We start from the raw sequence: 18,197 nt of genomic DNA, 5'->3' as shown, positions 1-18,197 counted from the left end.
TTTAGTTACCAGCTTGTAACCACTAATAGCAGTGTATCATCAAATATAGTTCATCTGCTTTAGTTTCTTTGTGAAACAAAAGTTAATAACATAGAAAAATGGAAATACAGCAGCAACTGATCAGGGATCTTGAAGGAAAAACAGCACTGATAACAGGCGGCACCAAAGGCATAGGTAAAGCGGTAACCGCGAGATTATCACAGGCCGGCGCAACGGTCATCGTTACGGCACGAAACAAGCCGGATGAGCATAATAAGCCATATCACTTTATTGCCGCCGATCTGGCTAAGCGTGAGGATGTAGAAAAAGTCGCGGCAGAGATTAGCGAAAGATATGGCGGGGTTGATATTCTGATCAACAACATGGGGGCGAACACCTTTCCCGGTGGCGGTTTCAGTACGCTTGCTGATGAGCATTGGTACCAGGCGCTGGAGATCAACCTGCTATCATCGGTACGTTTAGACCGGGCCTTATTGCCAAAAATGTTGGAAAAGAAAAGCGGCGTAATCATCCACATCTCTTCCACGAGCGGCCAGTACCCGATTTGGGAATCAACCATGGCTTATAGTGCGGCCAAAGCGGCGCTGGCCTCTTACAGTAAATCACTCGCTGATGAAGCAGGCCCGCATGGCGTCCGTGTACTTACTGTTTCCCCCGGACTTAATAAAACGGAAGCAATGTCAGATTTTCTGGGTCAGCTGGCAGCCAAAGAAGGCATCACGTTTGATGAGATGACCCAAAAGCTCTTTGACCGCGTTGGCGGGGTACCGCTGGGCAGGATGGCAGAACCGGAAGAAACGGCCGAACTTATCTACTTCCTGGCATCGCCAAAAGCATCTTATATCAGCGGAGCGAATTACTTCATTGACGGCGGTAATTTTCCGGTGGTAAAATAGCGGCTTATTGGGCGAAAAGTCAAACTACAGGCACCTGTGAGAAGAAAGTTTGATCATCATTGCCCCCCTTTCCAAATGCGCAGGAGCCATTTATTGAAAAGATAATTGCCTATTTTTCGAACCAAGGACCGAATCCATGTTCCATTCAAGCTGCCATGACTGCTATGGATGCTTTTATTTATAGGAGTCTGACAAGTGAATGGAATGTGGTTAGGTTGATCAATTGAGAACCCATTAAAGTTATAACGAACTAAGCATTGAGAATAAATTATTTTTGGAGATGATTAAATTACGTTTTCTGGTTATTTTCTTATTCGTCGCTCATAGTTTACTATCCTTCGCTTAAAAGTTACCGATTGATCGAACGCCCCCTGCTGATCCGGCAGTGAACGTTACAAATTCAGTTGCTTAAACATAAACACGTACTGATCTGCAAGGGTATAATCCATCATTTCATAAAAGTTATAAACCGGTAGAAACTTGTTGGTCATTAAGACCAATAATTCAATATCGTTAACAGCTGCATAATCCTCGCAATGCTGCATAAGCTTTTTCCCGTAACCTTTTTTTTGAAAAGCAGGCGAAACGAACAATTCATCAATCATTAATTGCCTGTTGGTCCACCAGGTTTTTTTATGCCCTAAAACGGCGCCTGCCGGTTCGTCGTTATCATAAACAACAAATCCAACAAAATCCCGGTTAGCAACTAATTCAGCCAGATACTGATACGCCTTTTCGCTTGTCCACAGGCAGTTCCAGGGGGAGGCGTTATATGCATCAACCAGTATGGCGGCGCAATGTGACAGATGGTGATCGGTTATCGAAATAATTTCCATGTTATTGTTCTTTTCAGCTAACCGCACGCGACTGAAGTTTAAGGTTTTCGGAATAGGCTGCTGACAATTGTCTTCTTAAAGCCCGCTGATCATAAACGCGTTCATAGAATTCCTTCCCGGCTTCCAAGATCTTTTGCCGCCCGGCGTTTTCAAGATCCTTTATTTTTTGCATTATCTGATCAGGTGCGTCATTGCTAAAGCTAATGCTCGTCACGTTTTCTATCGAAAACTGCTTAAAAAAAGGGATATCCGATACCAGTGAAGGCACGCCGAAATAATATGGCAGGGATAATATCCCCGATTGAGTTCCGGAGATATATGGAAAAACCGCGCAAAAGGCATTTTGAAACAGCTGCCTGATCTCTTCGTCCTCAATGTACCTGTTAACAAAAACCACATTTTCTTCCTTCCCCGGATGCCTATCAAAATAGATATAGCCTTTTCCGGCGATCACCAGCGGCCTTTTGGTAACGCCACTGGTGTCATTTATATAAGCGTTATATAATATATCAACCCCCTTATATTGTTCTACCTGACCAAAAAACAAGATATACCGGTCAATACCGGCAAGCTCGGGCGCGTTTTTTTTGCCGGATTTGATTACATCGGTAACTAAAGTTGGAAAATTGTGAAAATGAATATGCTGGCGCCCGAACCACTTTTTCATATAGCTGTATTGATCTTCGCTACAGGTTACCAGATTATCCGTATGCTTGATTAAATAATTAACGCGCTTAGTTACCAGAAACGTTCTCATTAGCTTTTTAAATACGTTTTTATAAACCTGCTCGTGAGAAAACAGGTCATGTACCGTATAATACACTTTAGCCAGTTTTTTTAAACCGTTGATATGCCATGCAAGTGGTGAATCCTCTGTCAGAAGATGCATTACTTCGATATCGTGTTTCTTACAGACTTGCTGTATAGCTTTTAATAATATTGCAGGATAAAGACTGAAGGCCAATGCGCTGAACCTGCTTTCAGGGAAATCCAGGAATATGTAATTATCACCATTAGGTACAAGAGCCTTGCGATAATCGCATTTGGCACTGCACATAAAAATACCATAAGTATTATCATCGCGCATGGCATTGACAATTGTTGCGGCAAATGGTAACAGACCGGCGTAAAAGCCCGAACAAACAAATAGTTTTTTCATTTAAAACAGATCATTTTTTACCAGATCAATAATTAAGCGGATAATTCCCCGGGCAACGAAGTAGTTTGATAATAGGAGTTATCATACTCATAGCCAAACCCAAATTTTTTAACATTGACACCATTAAACACAATTTGCATATTGGGAAGCTTGTTTTCTTTCAGCAAAGTTTTGATGAACGTCAACTCGCTTTTAGGTGTAACGCCTTGCCGTGCGACATATAGCGTAACATCGCTAACTCTTGCAATTACATAAGCATCTGCAACCAGGTGTACGGGCGGGCTATCTATAATAATATTGGTATACGAATGTTCAAGTTCGGCTATCAATTCACTAAGTCTTCCGTTCTCCAACAGTTCGGTAGGGTTTGACACCGCGGAACCACTACTGATAATATCGAGTGATTCATTAACACCGGAGGGCTGAATAATTTTTGTCAATTCGGCATTCCCGCGTAAATAATCAGATATGCCGACCTGTTTTTTCGATAGCTTAAAAATATCCTTAATAGCCGAACGCCGTAGATCAAGCTCAAGTATTACGGTCTTTTTACCCGTGTTTGCCAGGATATTACCAATATTGCCTGCGATAAAACTTTTGCCCTCCCCTGAAATACTGGAGGTAATGAGTGTTACATTACTTTTCTTACCTGCGCTGTGAAGGTCGAACAGGCGGGTTCTCAGGTTCCTCAACTGCTCAACAACCAACCCTCCCCTCGCGAGTCCGGCCGCCGGCGCTGCCGCAACTTCGACGAAAACAGGCATCTCGGTAGCGTTCTCTATTTCTGCTGGATCAAGAATCAGGCCTTTAAATTGCTGCGCCAAATAAATACCTCCCGCCGGCAACATAATACCGAGCAGAAAAGCCGCCAGATATATGATCTTTTTATTAGGCCATTTTGAAGGAAGGCTATGGGCAGCGTCAAGCACCTTGTAATTTGATACCGTAGTTGCATAGCTCATGGAAACCTCTTCGCGTTTTTGCAGCAGATATATATAAAGATTCTCTTTTATAGATTGCTGGCGTTTTATGCTGATGAATTTTTGCTCCTGGCCCGGCAGGCTGGCAATTGATGATTCTGACGAAGAACTCTGCGACCTTAACTTGCTTTGGGCATTAAGTAACGATGCCTTTATGTTTTTAACATTATCTTTTATAGCAGCTTTAGTAGTCCTTATCTGTGCATTGATCTCTTCAAAATCCGGGTTAGTTTCGGGAGTTGTCGCAGCTAACTGATCATGCTGCAATTGTAACTGGGCAAGTTTTTCGACGGAGCTTACCAACGCTGGATCATTTATGCCAATAACAGCGGGAGCCTTATCCCCGGTATGCGGCGAATTGACAAAGGACTCGATACCATCGATGACACTTAGCTGCACATTGATTTCGCTTAAGCGGCTGTCATTGTTCTGAAGTTTCTCGAGTTCAAATTTAGCATCGGACGTGATATCGGTAAGCCGGTTAGAACTCTTGAAATCAGAGATACTTTTTTCAACACCCGAAAGTTCTCCTGTTAATGAAGCCAGACGCTGGTCAATAAAGTTGATCGTATTCTGGGTTTCTTTGTTTTTATCGGCTATTTCATCATCGTGGTATACTTTAATAAGCTGGTTAATGATGTCCTTGCCCTTTTGCTTGTCATTTGTATTAAAAGAGAGATTTACGGCTGTGGCCAGTTTATCTTCCAGGGCGGCATCGATATTTTTCTGGTAATATTCTGTCAGCTTATCAGCGTCAAGTAAGGATACCCTTACCGGCTTCCCCACAAAAGACGAAACATCGGACGCGGGAATGACCTTCCAGGTACCCCATTCGGTATGCAAAACATCATTGAACGATTGCAGCTTATCGACCCCATCGGTTTTAAGCACGAAAGAATTGTGGTCCTTTATCTGGATAAAAACCTTTGTTTTCGGGTCGGCTTCAGCATTTCGTTTCACAATCAGTACCCTGAACGGACGCGTAGCATATAATTCTTTATAAAGCAACCCATCTTTTTTCTCGTAGCGCACGTCAAGCTGAAGATCGGCAATGACCTGATTAATCAATTTAGCCGACTTTAGTTTAGCTATTTCATTTTCAACCGCATCCGTAGATTTGGGTAAATCAATTTTGTCCAATACGGATTGATTTGCAGCCGGTTTATCGGCGTCTTTTGGCGTATTGACCAGTAAGGTGGCTTTAACCTGGTAAACCGGATCCGCAAGTTGCGTGTAGGCGAACGCTATAGCCAGCATCACAATTACTGTAACCACAATAACGCGCCAATTGTACAGATATTTAGCAAAAAGCGATTTTAAACTAACAGATGAGTTTTTTTCCTTTTCGGTGGCAAAAGTTAAAAACTGTGTTTGATTTGTACTCATTAAGCTACTAATTACGTGTTAACAATATGGCAACAACCGATAAGGCCGATATGACGATACCTAAAACAGGTAAACCGTTTGCGGTAAGCTTGGCCCTTCCAGGTGTTACATATATCTCATCGTTATTTTTCAAATAGAAGTAAGGTGATTGAAAAATGGTTCTGGAAGTGAGATCGAGCGGAATGTACTTTCGTTCGCCGTCTTCCGTTCTTATTAACAAAACCTTCTTGCGCAAGCCGGTGATATTTAAATCACCAGCGATAGTTAACGCCTGTGTAACGGTCGGATGCTCATCCGATATCGTATAAGCATTAGGGCGCGCAACATCGCCGTAAACATATACTTTAAAGTTCACTACCCTGATATTAACCACCGGATCTTTTAAATAGGTAAGAAGGGTTTTGCCTAAACTTTCGGTCAGTTGTTGTGTGGTTGAGCCTGATGCTTTAATATCTCCGGCCAGGGGCAAGTGAATGTTGCCATTTTCATCAACACGGTAGCCTATCACAGGGTTATCGGGAGATGTATTGTATGCATTACCGTTTACACGGGCAAGATTATAGTTAAATACCGCGACTGATTCGGGATTGCGGCTTGTTATATTGATCCCCAATATATCGCCCGTACGGATAACATAGTCTGTACTATTGGTTATCTTTTCGGTGACCACACCGTTTTTATCGAGGTCTTTATAATAAGGGACATTTTTATACGATTGGCATGAGGATAATGCACAGGCTGCAAGCAGTAGTATCAAAAAAGCTTTTGCTGTTTTATGGATTGGCATTGATTTTTTCAAGTGATGTTTTTAATTTTTGCTTTAGTTATTTTGAGTGATATTGGAATGAACAGCTCCTTCTGAATTTATGAGCATTACCCCTTCCAAGTTTTTACCTTTAAGAATATTGTAACGGGCATTGACCTGTTTGTATTTATAAAACACAATTCCATTACCCGGAATCGCCGACCTGATGTAATTACTGTCGATAGCGACATTTTTGAGGCCCACTGTACAGCGGGCATCAGAAACGTTTATTGCCGGTGTACTAACATGAAGTACACCTTTAAGTTTTTCAAAAGTGTTAATTATCGTATTCCTGCTAATTTTAACATTCAGGTGTCCGAAGCAATCTATCTGGCCCTGGTAAATCCTGTTGTTATGTATATTATGGTGACCGCTTAATGAATCAGCCGTTCCGTTACAGTAACCCTCATAAAAATAACCTATGGTCACAGCGCGCCTGTATTTGATGATACGGCCACGCTCAACGGGTCCGAAGCCGTTCCTAAAATCAAATAGATTGTTGTATACCGATACGTTGGTGACAGTTTCGTTTGCGCTATGACGTTCAATATCTACTCCTCCCACCAGATAACCACTGCCGTGTATCCAATTGTTGTAAAACCAGGCCCCGTTAACACAGCAGAACATGGTTCCCTCGCGGTAGATATTGTAAAACTCGCAGTCATGAACACGCACGTTTGAAACTATGCGAGCGTTAAGTGTTTGCTCAAACGTATCGCCAAAAAGCAGGCCATCCCCCCGGAAACCTTGAAATTTGCAGTTTTCAACCTCGATGTTTCTACCATTATTAATACTTAACGCGTGGCAAAACTGGTATTCGGCGTCAAATTTCTGCCTGCTTAAATTTCCGTCGAAATCAATGCCACGGATAGTGACATTATCAACAGACGGCTCTTCACGCCATTCCTGGTAAAAAATCGAGACAGGGTTTTTCCTGCCACCCGAAAGAACGATATGGCTTTTAGTCGGCCCATCGCCTGCTAAACTGATTCCGTTGGCCAATTTTATTACACCAGGCTTGGTTCCGGCATCTTTTATCAAATATCGCCCCTCAGGAAGGTAAACTATTGAAACATTATTTGCCCGGGCAAAGACTATAGCATCTTTTATCGCCTGCGTATCGTCGTCAATACCATCCCCCTTAGCGCCATGATCTTTAACATTAATGCCATCCAAATCTTTTGCAACAGCCGATACAACGTTTGGTTTTAATTGATCTGCTGCAGGTTTTTGAACAGCAAGTAATTGAAGCATAACTTGTATTAGCAGTGTATAAAACATATTGAGCAATGGCTAAACATAAAATGGGTGATGACGGTTTTGCGCGGATTAATTTTTAACCGTGTAACTAAAATCTGCGGTAGATCCAGAGCCATTGGTTTTTATAACAATTGGATCGAGATATTCATTTTTATACAGGGCGAATGCAGTGATCTTGCCATTGGCACTTTGAATAGATACCGATATTTTATGACCGATAACCGGGGTAAAACCATAATCAAATGCCGATGACTGATCAGCACTTTGGGTATTATAAGGAGTTACCCCGTCATCTCCATATTCAATAATAGACAGTTTGAATGCGGCTGTTGAAGAAGCTTTAACCCTGAATATCCTATTATTGGCATCGTAATTCGGATTGTTATTACCAGGTGCGGCATTGTCAGTACCTGATAATTTTCTACAAGATGAAAAGGTCACTAAGGCCACGATAATAATTAAAAGGAAGTTTTTCATATAGAATAATATGTGTTTAATGTTATAACGTATATAGTTGGCACCAAACGAGGCGCCTGTTAAAGCTTGCTGCCAGATTTGCAATATCTATGCCCGATTGCCAATAATGCAGGTAAAACAACCTGCGGGTGTAAAGTGGCGACTAAGATTAACTTTAAAGCAAACCCATCGCCGCCTGCCGGGTAACTGTATATTTAAACCGACGTTACATCATCTATGTTTTTTTGTAAAACCTCGCCAAGTTCAGCTACATGCGGAGCCTGCAGCATTGAAAAATGGTCGCCTGGTATTTCGAAAAGCTCAACACCTTCCTTTGCGAATTTGTCCCAGCCCAAGTATTTTCCATATTCAACATAATGCACGCTGATTTTTGCCCTGTACAGGTAAAGTTTTCCATCAAAGGGTTCAAGCGGATAATTTCTAAATGCGGTTATATGCTTGTTTTTGATCTTCTGAATGAGCTTGTAAAACTCTTTTGAACCTTTTTTTTTCTCCACAGGAACTTCGAGTTGAAGGGCTTTGCCTTTAAACCATTGGTTTATGGAAACCCTCATCGACCGCAATATCAGCGGCACGTGGCGTTTTGCCTTTTTAGGCAACAGCGAGTACCAGTCTTTATACTCGGTTTTTTCGGCATCGGTGTCAAAAATGATTAACATCTTAACTTCCCTACCCTGTGCCACCAACTGTTTCCTGATTTCCATAGCCACATAGCCACCCGATGAATAACCGGCCAGTAAATAGGGGCCATGCGGGTTATGCTGAATGATTTCCTGCATATAATGATGAGCGATAACGGGCAGGTTATCGATGGGCTCATCAATACCGTTAAGGCCAAGTGCCTGCAATCCGTAGATTGGCTGGTCTTTACTTACATGATCGGCGAGCTTACTGAAATTGAGCACGTTTAAACCGTCGCCGTGAATAATATACAACGGATTTTTTGAGCCGGAAGGCTTAATAGCAACCAACGATTTGAAATTGTAGTCTTCGTTTTCTTTATCAAGAAAATGCCCCAGCAGCCTCACACTCGGGTATTTGTAAAAAATGGACAACTGCAGGTTCTTTCCGGTGATTTTTTTGAGCTTGGATAAAATTTGCACCGCCATCAGAGAATGCCCCCCTATATCAAAAAAGTTGCTTAACACATCGATATCCTTGCTCCTGAAATTCTCTTTCCAGATATTTACCAACATTCTCTCGGTTTCTGTTGCCGGAGCCACATATTCCCTTTTCAACTTTTTAAGGTCATCAATTTCGGGCAAGGCGTTCCTGTCAATTTTCCCATTCCCGGTTAGCGGCAAAGTTTCCAGTGCAATCCAAACTGAAGGGATCATGTATTCCGGTAAAAACTTATGCAGGTATGATTTAAGTGCTTCCGGATTATGGCCGTGCGCGTTGTTGATTACATAGGCTACTAACCTTTTATTACCGTCACGATCAGGTTTGGCCAAAACGATTGCAGAATTCAACATGCCGCTCCCGTTCAGTACACTTTCGATTTCCCCCAGTTCAACCCTAAAGCCCTGAATTTTCACCTGATTATCCTGTCGCCCTATAAACTCCATATTAAAATCAGGCATCATTCTGCCTGAATCTCCGGTGCGGTACATCATCCCCCCACAGCCCGGATGGAAAGGGTCAGGAATAAACGAGCGTGCTGTTTTCCCAATGTCATTAGCGTAGCCCTTTGCCACCCCTGCGCCGCCAATATACAGGTCTCCTACTGTACCGAGTGGCACCGGTTGTAAATGATCATTCAGTATGTAGAAAAAGTTGTTGGCAATAGGTCTGCCATAAGGTATGCTGTTCCAGGCCGGGTCTGTTTTATCCACTATAAAATAGTTAGACCAAACTGTTCCTTCCGTCGCTCCGCCCAGGCTTACTACCTGTACACCAGGGAAGAATACCTTTATGCGATCCGGGAGGCTCACTGGGATCCAGTCACCACTTATAAAAGCAGTTTTCAGGCCGTTGTATCTGTACCTGGAATTATCGTTTTCCAGCGTTTTAACCAAAAAGTCTAAAGTTGTAGGTACTGAGTCCCAAAACGTTATCTTGTGTACCATGAGCATCTCTGCCAATATGTGTACATTTTGTACCTCTTTCTTTTCGGCAATAACAACGGCCCCGCCGGCGGATAACATACCGAAGATATCATATACAGATAAGTCGAAACACATCGATGTGATGAACAGCAGCCTGTCATTTCCGGTAATGTTGAAACGGTTATTTACCCACAGCAACAAATTCACGGCAGAGTGATGAGCAATCATAACGCCCTTGGGCTTTCCGGTAGAGCCAGATGTGTAAATAGTATATGCCAACTGATCACTGCTGATTTTTAAAGCAGGATTATCGCTGTCATACTTTTCAATACCTGGCTGATCAATAAGCTTATAGTTATTTTCACCGACTATAACCTTTAAGGGGTAATCACGATCAGCAACCACCATTTTGACGGCCGACTGTGTATAGATGTACTCCTGCCTATCCAGTGGATAATCCGGATCTATCGGTACGTAGGCACCACCGGCTTTTAATATGCCCAGCATGGCGATAATCATCTCGAAGCCCCGGCCGGTCAGCAAACCCACGTTATCGCCGGGCGTAATGCCTTCACAGATTAGGTAGCGCGCAAGTTGGTTAGCCTGCCTGTTTAATTCATCATAACTTAATTGTTTTTCGCCTTTGATAAGCGCTGTAGCGGCGGGCATTTCGGCCGCCCGCCGCTCAAACAAATCAAAAATGGTCTTTTCGCGTGGGTATGGAGTAACGGTGTCGTTAAATTTATCTATCAACAGCGAGTATTCTTCTTTCCCTAATACATTGTACTCCCCAAGTTCAAGGTCCGGGCGGTTGACAGCTTCCCATAATAAAGTATGAAGCCGGATAGCCAACACATTGAAAAACTCATCAGTAAACTTATTGGTGTCATAAAAAAATGATAGCTGATAACCTTGTTCATGCTCGTTTATATGTACACCGAAGTAAAAATCATTCAGCTGGCTTACAAGAGCATTGATAATTGCTGATGAATTATCACGCGGAGCGCTATCTGAAATAAAAAAGATCTGGAACAAATCCATACTGACGTCAACGTCTGATAAATCAAGGCTCTGAGGAAGGTCGATGAAATCAGGCCTGGCGGTGACGACGTCATTTACCTGTTGTAATGCCTCGGAAAGCAGATTGGCACTAATTAATTCATTCCATAATTCTGCCAGATATACACGGTCCGCTTCCGCTTTTATAAACGCCTGTCCTAACAAGACATTCTGCTGCCCGGTATATCTTTGTAAAACAACATTAGTAGCAGTAATTAAAAATGATGTAAATTCTATCTCATTTTCATGGGCTACCTTCAACATAGCTTTTATCAATTGAGCATCGATGTTTAAATCAAAAGTCCCATAAGATCGCGGGCTTTTTTTTGTATCAGTTAAATAATCACCGTGGCAAGTGTCCTTAATAGTTGAATTGCTTTTTTGAAAGAAACTGAGGTTAAAGGGTTCGGTTTCGGTAGATAGTAACAAGGGCATGTTTAGTGATTATAGAGGTTATTGATTTTCTGACTGGAATACCAGCGTTATATAAGCCATGATTTTTTTAATGCTGTTACACAATTGAAAAGGATGCCAAAAAAATTCCTTTTTTTGAAAATATTTGGCCGGGATTAAGACATGTAACAAATTACTCCGAAATTGAACTCGTCTTTTGGTAACATTTTTACAATCAATAACTAAAAAATCTGATTAAAACCATCTGATTAATTACCGATCAAAATGCCACAGTTTTGTTACAGAATTTTTCACTACCTATCGGAATAATGAGAAATTTTTCGTTTGAAGTAAAATTAAACAATAGCGTTTGTAGGTTTTTAGTGACACTTAATGTATAAAATTTTAGATAGTAGTATAATTCAATTTCGTTTAAAGATAATTATTTCAATTAACAGATAAGTAATATGCTACAAATAAAAAAAAATTACTCCGTCAGGTTTTAAGCCTACCTCACAGAGTGGAAGTTCCCATAGTATTTTTAATTATTGACAGGAAGGTGCCATTAAACTGGCTCTTGGTTTGAGAAGAAAGGGCTGTGTATACAGATCCTATAATTAATTCAAAACCTTTATTCAAGTCATAATGGACATCTACAACATTTTTATCTCCCGGATACCACGTTCTATCGAAGATTTTGACCCACGAAAAAAAAGACTGATCACCTTCTTAAACCCTCATTCTTACACACTGGCAGTACAGAAAGCAGAATTGTTTGAAGCTTTTGACCTTATAGCACCAGACGGGATATTGGTTGTAGCTGTTTTAAATTTTTTGAAAGCTGTTGCTTTTAAGATCACGCGTTTTTCCTGCGATATGACCTCTGTCGTTCCCTACGTGTTTACAATAGCTATCGAAAACAAGCTCAGCACTTACTTTTTTGGAACCGATGCCAGCGGTATCCGGCAATCAGTAAAAGTTTTTAGGAAAAGTTATCCGGAATTGAGAATTTCAGGATACAGAAACGGATATTTTAAAAGCGGCAGAGAACGGCATGAAGCAATACTGAACATAGTAAGACTGCAGCCCGATATCATATTTGTGGGAATGGGGACCATCCTGCAGGAAACCATGGTACTGGATCTCAGAAAAGCAGGATACCAGGGCGCTGTTTATACCTGTGGCGGCTTCTTACATCAAACCAAACACGAAATTAATTTTTACCCGCAATTTATTGATAAATTAAACCTAAGGTTTTTTTACCGGGCGTTTAAGGAACAAGGGGTTTTAAAAAGATCGATAAAAACGTATCCTAAATTTTGCTACCTTATGGTGTGCCGATTATTAAGGAGCAGTACAGCTACGGCAAAAGATGCCGCCAAAAGCTTTAAAATTAAAGAGGCAAGGCGAAATATGAAAGTCGTCGCTACTCCGGACGAAACATTACTTGACCTTAACGGGGATCGTTTAGCCAATCTAAAATAAAGACAAAGGCACACACACGATATACAAGACCTGCATTTTCAAATTACATTTTCAGACTCTTCGGTTGACACCGGGAATGAGACAGATTCAACTTCAGAAGAAGGATATCGTATCTCGTTATTCTTCTTTTTTTTTTTGAAAACTATCCTGATGCCGTTTTTCCAGTACTTCTCCATCGTCACAAAACTCAAAAAGTTAATTAACTTGAGCAAAAACTTAAACTTCCTATCATTCATGTTCAAACTTGGTTTTTACCAATGTTTGTCTTATACGGATGTATCGCTATAAGGTTCCGATTAGGCTGTTAAAGCAGGTAGTAATAGACAAATCTGAATTCGCTGAAACTTGATATTCAGCCAGTAACCAAAACGACTTTATTTTTTCACTACTTTACAACAGCGGGTACATATTAACATCGTCAGGTGCTTTGAACGACTACATGAGCAGGACGGGTACTTCCACTGTATTTGTAGAAAAAGTAAGTAAAAAGTAAGAATATCGGAAAGGTAGAGTGAGAGACCGGCGCCCAGTCAGTAAACCCGTAAATGATATAAATGATGATCAGGGCGATTTCGGAGAGTGCTAATATCGTGTTTACGTTTTGTGCAATATTGACTTTCGCCCTGTTAATCGTGGTCAGTATAAAAATTACCCATAATGAAAAACCCAATATGCCTGTTTCTGCAAGGATAATTAGGTGCGTATTGTGTATGGGGTTTGAGGTTAAAAAATCATTATGGATCACCTTGCTCATTTCCGGCGATCTGTTGACAAACTCGAGATGACTGTTTATGCCCACACCGATAAGCGGCGACCGACGAAATATATCCATTCCCATAGTCCAGTGATCAAGGCGGGCCTGGTACATGTCATCTGCATCTGTTTTTAAAAAGGTGGCGCTGAACGGCGAAAGAAATACCAACCAGTATAACACAACTGCAGCCGGTAACACACCTAAAAAAAAACTTTTTAATGACAGCAGGGGCTTTCCTGCATTTTTGGATAAGTATAACAATGTAATCAATATCACAACAAAGGTTATGTATGATGTACGGGAGTAGGTAAGTATGATAGTCATACCCGTCAGAATAAGTACAATTATGCTCAGTCTCTTTTTAATACCGTTGAGGTAACTCGCGAAGAAAAAGCCCGAAGCAATCACTGAAAACAATCCAAGGTTGGCAGGGGTTACAAAAATACCGATTGCCCCCGCCCGGGTGCCATTACGGGTGGCCCAGATATCACCTCCCGCCTGAAAAATTGTTGTTACAAAAGTAATGCCCAGGACAGGGTATAACACCGCCAGGCAAAAGTTCAGTACGCACAAAAATAAAAAACTGGCAAAAATGCCGTTCAATATCTGCAAAGGATTTAATTTATTATAAATTAACCTAAAAAACAGTATATATGATATCACTGTTACAGCAAACGCCACCGTGCCCCATCTGGCCACGTTGAAAGGGTTGGCTAAAGAAATGGCAATAAGCAGCAAAATCCAGGTCAACCACCGTTCATTCCTGTACCGGGACAGCAAGTTTCTATTTTTTTGCATCACAAGCAACGCAAGCGAGGCTATCAGCGGTAGCATTAAAAAGATTTTACCGGTAAAAGATCCGATACCGTCGACAGACAGATAAGCAGGTACGTAAACCGGAAAAGACATCTGAAAAGGAATACAGGTGACTATAAAGCTAAAAAGCAGATGCGACGAATCTTTTTTTTGAATGAGGTTGACTACATACCAAATAAAATAAATAGCTGTAAGTACAAAAAAGGTCAGAATTTTAAGAAGCATAGTTCAGTTAAGCTGTCATCATCGGCTTTATCCGTATAGATATTCAAACTGGATTTAAAGCCGGATCCAAGGTATAATGATTACCGGGCAAAAAAGTTTGGTTTACTTTAATATTTGTTAGCTCAATACGGAAAAAAGGGGAAACATTACTGAATCCCCCAGCAATTAATATGTTAAATCAATCAGCCGGCCAGGTTGTTAAGCAAATCGGCAAATGTCGATTGTAACCAGTATAGAGATATGATACCAGCTGTCATGTTTTTGCCTTTATTATTCTGAATTTTAGGAGCAACCATGCCATTGTTAACACCAGCTATTTTCACTACATAATCCATTGTACGGTAGGTACCTGCTGTGGTATTAGCAGCCTGATTGGTTGTGATTATGAGGCCTGATGAGTCGCCGCTAACAATAAAACCTGAGGCCTTTTGGGTTGTAGTTCCGGCGTCAGTTATAGTGTTGCCATAAAAATAGCCACTGGTATTAATCAGGTTTATACCATCGGTACGGGTACCTGTAATCGTATTGGCATTGGCTTGTACCCGGGTATAACCATGAAACACAATGCCATTGCCCATAGCAGAATTGATGATATTGTTATCGGCCGATATATTAATAAGGCCCTTGGTAGTTGCCGGATCGGCGATGTTTATTGCTGATGTGGTTAAAAAGTTAACGCCGGTTATGTTTTCATAAGTATTTGTAAAGCAGTTACCTGATATACTCACGTTTATGATACCCCAGCAGTCTATCTGGCCCTGGTAAATTTTGTTATTGTAAATTTTGTGATGGCCGCTCAATGAATCGGCGGTAGCATTCTTATAACCGTTATAGAAAAAGCCCATAGTAACCGCCCTGCGGTAACGCACTTTTGGTCCGCCACGCTCAACCGGGCCATAGCCATCGGCAAAGTTGAAAGTATTGTTATAAACAGCTACATTCAAAACTGTTTCGTTAACGCTGTGCCTTTCAATATCAACACCGCCTACCAGGTATCCGTCGCCATGAACATTATTATTATAAAAAGAAGCGCCGTTTACCGCACAAAACATAATGCCTTCGCGATAAATATTAAAAAACTCCGAATCGTGAACATTTACGTTAGTAACTATATGCTGATTCAAGGTTGTTTCAAAGCAATCTCCAAATAATAATCCGTCGCCCCTAAAGCTTTGAAATTTGCAGTTCTTAACCTCAATGTTTTTACCATTGTTAATACTCAAGGCATGACAAAATTGGTAATCAGCATCATAAGTTTGCAGCGGCAGGTTGCCATTAAAATCAATGCCCTGTATTACCAGGTTACCTATAGATGGCATGCCAACATAATCCTGGTAAAATATGGAGTTAGGATTTTTGCGGCCGCCGGTTAATTTAATATGGCAGGTTGCCGGACCGTTACCCATCATGCCTACACCATCGGCTAATTTGATAATACCGCCACCGTTACCAATCTGACCAATCATATAGCTGCCATCTGGGAAGTAAATATTAGCTACACCATGGGCTTTTGCATACGCCAAAGCGTTGGTTATCGCTTTGGTGTCGTCGGTTACTCCGTCTCCTTTCGCACCCTGATCTTTAACATTTACCGCGTTTGCCGGGGTAACTGTAGTTGCCAGTGACCTGACAGGAGATGTTACTCCTATTCCGTTATTTAACTGCGTTCCAATAACTACATCGTCCTTTTTACAAGACGATAATAAAAACAATGCCAAAATAAATAAATTCAGTTTCATTATGGTTATTTTAATTAAAATATACACTTTTACACCATAAGTGACAAAAATGTTACATATAAAGAAAAAAAATATTCAATGTTTTAATTTATGGCACGATAATTATATAGAAAAAAATTCACGAATTGTAGAAAAAGTGTAGAAAAATGAGGAAAAATGGGAAAATCAAATCCCATTTCCGCTGATAAATAATTAATAAAAAAGGGCATTTGCTAATAAAACAAATGCCCTTTTTGAAGATGGAATTTTATCAACTATAACGCCGAATTATTAGCAGCAAGTACGTAGTTTGGCTGATAGTAGTATTCTGAGACAATGCCTTTGAGCATATTTTTGCCTTTGTTGTTTAAAACCCGCGGAGCAATGGCGCCATTGTTTGCACTGGCAATTTTTATAACATAATCCATAGTACGACTTGTGCCGCTTGCGGTATTAATACCTTCGTTAGTTGAAACGTACAAGCCCGAAGCATTGCCGTTAATTAAAATGCCTGAACACGATTGACTAACCGAGCCAGCATTCGTTATCGTATTTCCATAAAAACAACCACTTGTACCTAATACAGTAATCCCATCCGAAGGAGTCCCTGTAATATTATTAGCATTGGCGGTTACCTTCGCGTAGTTTTTAAATGCTATACCGTTGCCAATACCACTATCAATAATGTTATTATCTACCGAAACGTTAGTAAGCCCTTTAGTTGATACATTATCCGAAATATTAATCACCGGGGCTGTCAGGTAACCAACACCTGCAATGTTCTCATAGCTATTTTTAAAACTATTACCTGATATACTCACATTGAGCATTCCCCAGCAATCTATCTGGCCCTGGTAAATCTTATTGTTGTAGACTTTATAATGGCCGCTTAATGAATCGGCTACGCCATTTTTATAACCGTCATAGAAAAAGCCCATGGTAACCGCCCTGCGGTAACGAACTTTAGGTCCACCGCGCTCAACCGGTCCATAGCCATCAGTAAAATTAAAAGTGTTGTTGTAAACCGACACATTCAATACCGTTTCGTTTACACTGTGTCTTTCAATGTCTACACCGCCTACAAGGTAGCCATCACCGTGCACATTATTATTATAGAACGCAGCGCCATTCACCGCGCAAAACATCGTGCCTTCACGGTAAATATTATAAAATTCGCAGTCATGTACATGTACATTGGTAACTATCCTGGCGTTCAATGACGGCTCAAACACGTCGCCAAAAAGCAAACCATCCCCTCTAAAGCTCTGAAACTTGCAGTTTTTTACTTCAATGTTCTTCCCGTTATGAAAATTAAAGGCCGTGCAATACTGATAACTGCTATCAAATGTTTGCGACCCTGAATTGCCATTAAAATCAATGCCCTGGATAACCAGGTTACTTACGGCCGGCGTACTTGTATAGTCCTGGCAAAAAAGGGGATTGGGGTTATGCCGGCCGCCGCTCAGCTTAATATGACAGGTTGCAGGACTGTTTCCCATCAGCCCCACTCCATCAACAAGTTTAATAACCCCTCCCCCGTCGCCGGTTTCACCAATTATGTAGCTACCATCGGGAAAATAGACATTACCGACACCGGCTTTTTTTGCGGCGGCCAGGGCAGCAACTATAGCTTTCGTATCATCAGTGACACCATCTCCTGTGGCACCATAGCTTTTAACATCAACACGATCTGAATTAACAGATACCGCAAGTGAGTTCAATATTAAGGAATTACTAAATTTTGAAGTGTCGGTAATTGAATGTGATGAATTGGCTTCCTTTTTGCAGCTAAAAAGACATAGCACGGCTAAAAACACGGAAATTTTTCGCATAGGCAGGGGTTTAAATTACATTAAATAATAATTAATTAAATAAAGCGACTAAAAATAGCATTTTTTTG

The 18,197-nt window shown here is 41.1% G+C and carries 13 protein-coding genes; 2 read left to right on the top strand and 11 right to left on the bottom strand.

What is annotated here, in order from left to right:
* The first annotated feature begins 98 nt into the window (after positions 1 to 98).
* The gene (locus DIU38_RS02970) at positions 99 to 896 is read left to right on the top strand and encodes an SDR family oxidoreductase (RefSeq protein ID WP_112656646.1); all 798 of its coding nucleotides are present in this window, start codon (positions 99 to 101) and stop codon (positions 894 to 896) included.
* 392 nt (positions 897 to 1,288) lie between these two features.
* Here the strand turns inward: DIU38_RS02970 and DIU38_RS02965 are convergent, their stop codons facing one another.
* The 7 genes from DIU38_RS02965 to DIU38_RS02935 all read right to left on the bottom strand — a co-directional run bounded on the left by DIU38_RS02965 (position 1,289) and on the right by DIU38_RS02935 (position 11,341).
* Complete coding sequence (locus tag DIU38_RS02965) at positions 1,289 to 1,732, bottom strand: GNAT family N-acetyltransferase (protein ID WP_112656644.1); 444 nt, start codon at positions 1,730 to 1,732, stop codon at positions 1,289 to 1,291.
* Between the two features lie 13 nt (positions 1,733 to 1,745).
* Positions 1,746 to 2,891 (bottom strand): glycosyltransferase, encoded by a 1,146-nt coding sequence (locus DIU38_RS02960; RefSeq protein ID WP_112656642.1) that lies wholly within the window; start codon positions 2,889 to 2,891, stop codon positions 1,746 to 1,748.
* A 32-nt stretch (positions 2,892 to 2,923) separates the two neighbouring features.
* On the bottom strand, positions 2,924 to 5,257 hold the full coding sequence (locus DIU38_RS02955) for a GumC family protein (protein WP_112656640.1): 2,334 nt from the start codon (positions 5,255 to 5,257) through the stop codon (positions 2,924 to 2,926).
* A gap of 7 nt (positions 5,258 to 5,264) precedes the next feature.
* Positions 5,265 to 6,044 (bottom strand): polysaccharide biosynthesis/export family protein, encoded by a 780-nt coding sequence (locus DIU38_RS02950; RefSeq protein WP_112656638.1) that lies wholly within the window; start codon positions 6,042 to 6,044, stop codon positions 5,265 to 5,267.
* 33 nt (positions 6,045 to 6,077) lie between these two features.
* Complete coding sequence (locus DIU38_RS02945; protein ID WP_167516065.1) at positions 6,078 to 7,316, bottom strand: glycosyl hydrolase family 28-related protein; 1,239 nt, start codon at positions 7,314 to 7,316, stop codon at positions 6,078 to 6,080.
* A gap of 75 nt (positions 7,317 to 7,391) precedes the next feature.
* The gene (locus DIU38_RS02940; protein WP_146750429.1) at positions 7,392 to 7,799 is read right to left on the bottom strand and encodes a hypothetical protein; all 408 of its coding nucleotides are present in this window, start codon (positions 7,797 to 7,799) and stop codon (positions 7,392 to 7,394) included.
* Positions 7,800 to 7,993: 194 nt separating this feature from the next.
* Entirely contained in the window at positions 7,994 to 11,341 is a 3,348-nt protein-coding gene (locus tag DIU38_RS02935) for a non-ribosomal peptide synthetase (RefSeq protein WP_112656632.1), read from the bottom strand.
* A 603-nt stretch (positions 11,342 to 11,944) separates the two neighbouring features.
* Between DIU38_RS02935 and DIU38_RS02930 the strand changes: the two genes are divergently transcribed.
* Positions 11,945 to 12,784, top strand: coding sequence for a WecB/TagA/CpsF family glycosyltransferase (locus DIU38_RS02930; protein ID WP_112656630.1), 840 nt, complete (start codon positions 11,945 to 11,947; stop codon positions 12,782 to 12,784).
* Between the two features lie 38 nt (positions 12,785 to 12,822).
* Here DIU38_RS02930 and DIU38_RS02925 read toward each other — a convergent pair whose 3' ends face one another.
* From DIU38_RS02925 to DIU38_RS02910, 4 genes are all read right to left on the bottom strand, one after another.
* Positions 12,823 to 13,020, bottom strand: coding sequence for a hypothetical protein (locus tag DIU38_RS02925; RefSeq protein WP_112656628.1), 198 nt, complete (start codon positions 13,018 to 13,020; stop codon positions 12,823 to 12,825).
* A gap of 182 nt (positions 13,021 to 13,202) precedes the next feature.
* Positions 13,203 to 14,579, bottom strand: coding sequence for an O-antigen ligase family protein (locus DIU38_RS02920; protein ID WP_112656626.1), 1,377 nt, complete (start codon positions 14,577 to 14,579; stop codon positions 13,203 to 13,205).
* A gap of 182 nt (positions 14,580 to 14,761) precedes the next feature.
* Positions 14,762 to 16,318 (bottom strand): glycosyl hydrolase family 28-related protein, encoded by a 1,557-nt coding sequence (locus tag DIU38_RS02915; RefSeq protein ID WP_112656624.1) that lies wholly within the window; start codon positions 16,316 to 16,318, stop codon positions 14,762 to 14,764.
* A gap of 254 nt (positions 16,319 to 16,572) precedes the next feature.
* Positions 16,573 to 18,129 (bottom strand): glycosyl hydrolase family 28-related protein, encoded by a 1,557-nt coding sequence (locus DIU38_RS02910; RefSeq protein ID WP_112656622.1) that lies wholly within the window; start codon positions 18,127 to 18,129, stop codon positions 16,573 to 16,575.
* Positions 18,130 to 18,197: the final 68 nt, after the last annotated feature.

The organism is Mucilaginibacter metallidurans (assembly GCF_003286435.2).
Lineage (GTDB): Bacteria > Bacteroidota > Bacteroidia > Sphingobacteriales > Sphingobacteriaceae > Mucilaginibacter > Mucilaginibacter gossypii.
Note: the sequence above shows the minus strand (reverse complement) of the source record. Positions and strands in the feature narration are given on the sequence as shown.

What these genes read in the sequence shown, in the direction of transcription:
- DIU38_RS02970 (WP_112656646.1), top strand. Translation starts at nt 99, where the DNA reads ATGGAAATACAGCAGCAACTGATCAGGGATCTTGAAGGAAAAACAGCA.
- DIU38_RS02965 (WP_112656644.1), bottom strand. Translation starts at nt 1,732, where the DNA reads ATGGAAATTATTTCGATAACCGATCACCATCTGTCACATTGCGCCGCC.
- DIU38_RS02960 (WP_112656642.1), bottom strand. Translation starts at nt 2,891, where the DNA reads ATGAAAAAACTATTTGTTTGTTCGGGCTTTTACGCCGGTCTGTTACCA.
- DIU38_RS02955 (WP_112656640.1), bottom strand. Translation starts at nt 5,257, where the DNA reads ATGAGTACAAATCAAACACAGTTTTTAACTTTTGCCACCGAAAAGGAA.
- DIU38_RS02950 (WP_112656638.1), bottom strand. Translation starts at nt 6,044, where the DNA reads ATGCCAATCCATAAAACAGCAAAAGCTTTTTTGATACTACTGCTTGCA.
- DIU38_RS02945 (WP_167516065.1), bottom strand. Translation starts at nt 7,316, where the DNA reads ATGCTTCAATTACTTGCTGTTCAAAAACCTGCAGCAGATCAATTAAAA.
- DIU38_RS02940 (WP_146750429.1), bottom strand. Translation starts at nt 7,799, where the DNA reads ATGAAAAACTTCCTTTTAATTATTATCGTGGCCTTAGTGACCTTTTCA.
- DIU38_RS02935 (WP_112656632.1), bottom strand. Translation starts at nt 11,341, where the DNA reads ATGCCCTTGTTACTATCTACCGAAACCGAACCCTTTAACCTCAGTTTC.
- DIU38_RS02930 (WP_112656630.1), top strand. Translation starts at nt 11,945, where the DNA reads ATGGACATCTACAACATTTTTATCTCCCGGATACCACGTTCTATCGAA.
- DIU38_RS02925 (WP_112656628.1), bottom strand. Translation starts at nt 13,020, where the DNA reads ATGAATGATAGGAAGTTTAAGTTTTTGCTCAAGTTAATTAACTTTTTG.
- DIU38_RS02920 (WP_112656626.1), bottom strand. Translation starts at nt 14,579, where the DNA reads ATGCTTCTTAAAATTCTGACCTTTTTTGTACTTACAGCTATTTATTTT.
- DIU38_RS02915 (WP_112656624.1), bottom strand. Translation starts at nt 16,318, where the DNA reads ATGAAACTGAATTTATTTATTTTGGCATTGTTTTTATTATCGTCTTGT.
- DIU38_RS02910 (WP_112656622.1), bottom strand. Translation starts at nt 18,129, where the DNA reads ATGCGAAAAATTTCCGTGTTTTTAGCCGTGCTATGTCTTTTTAGCTGC.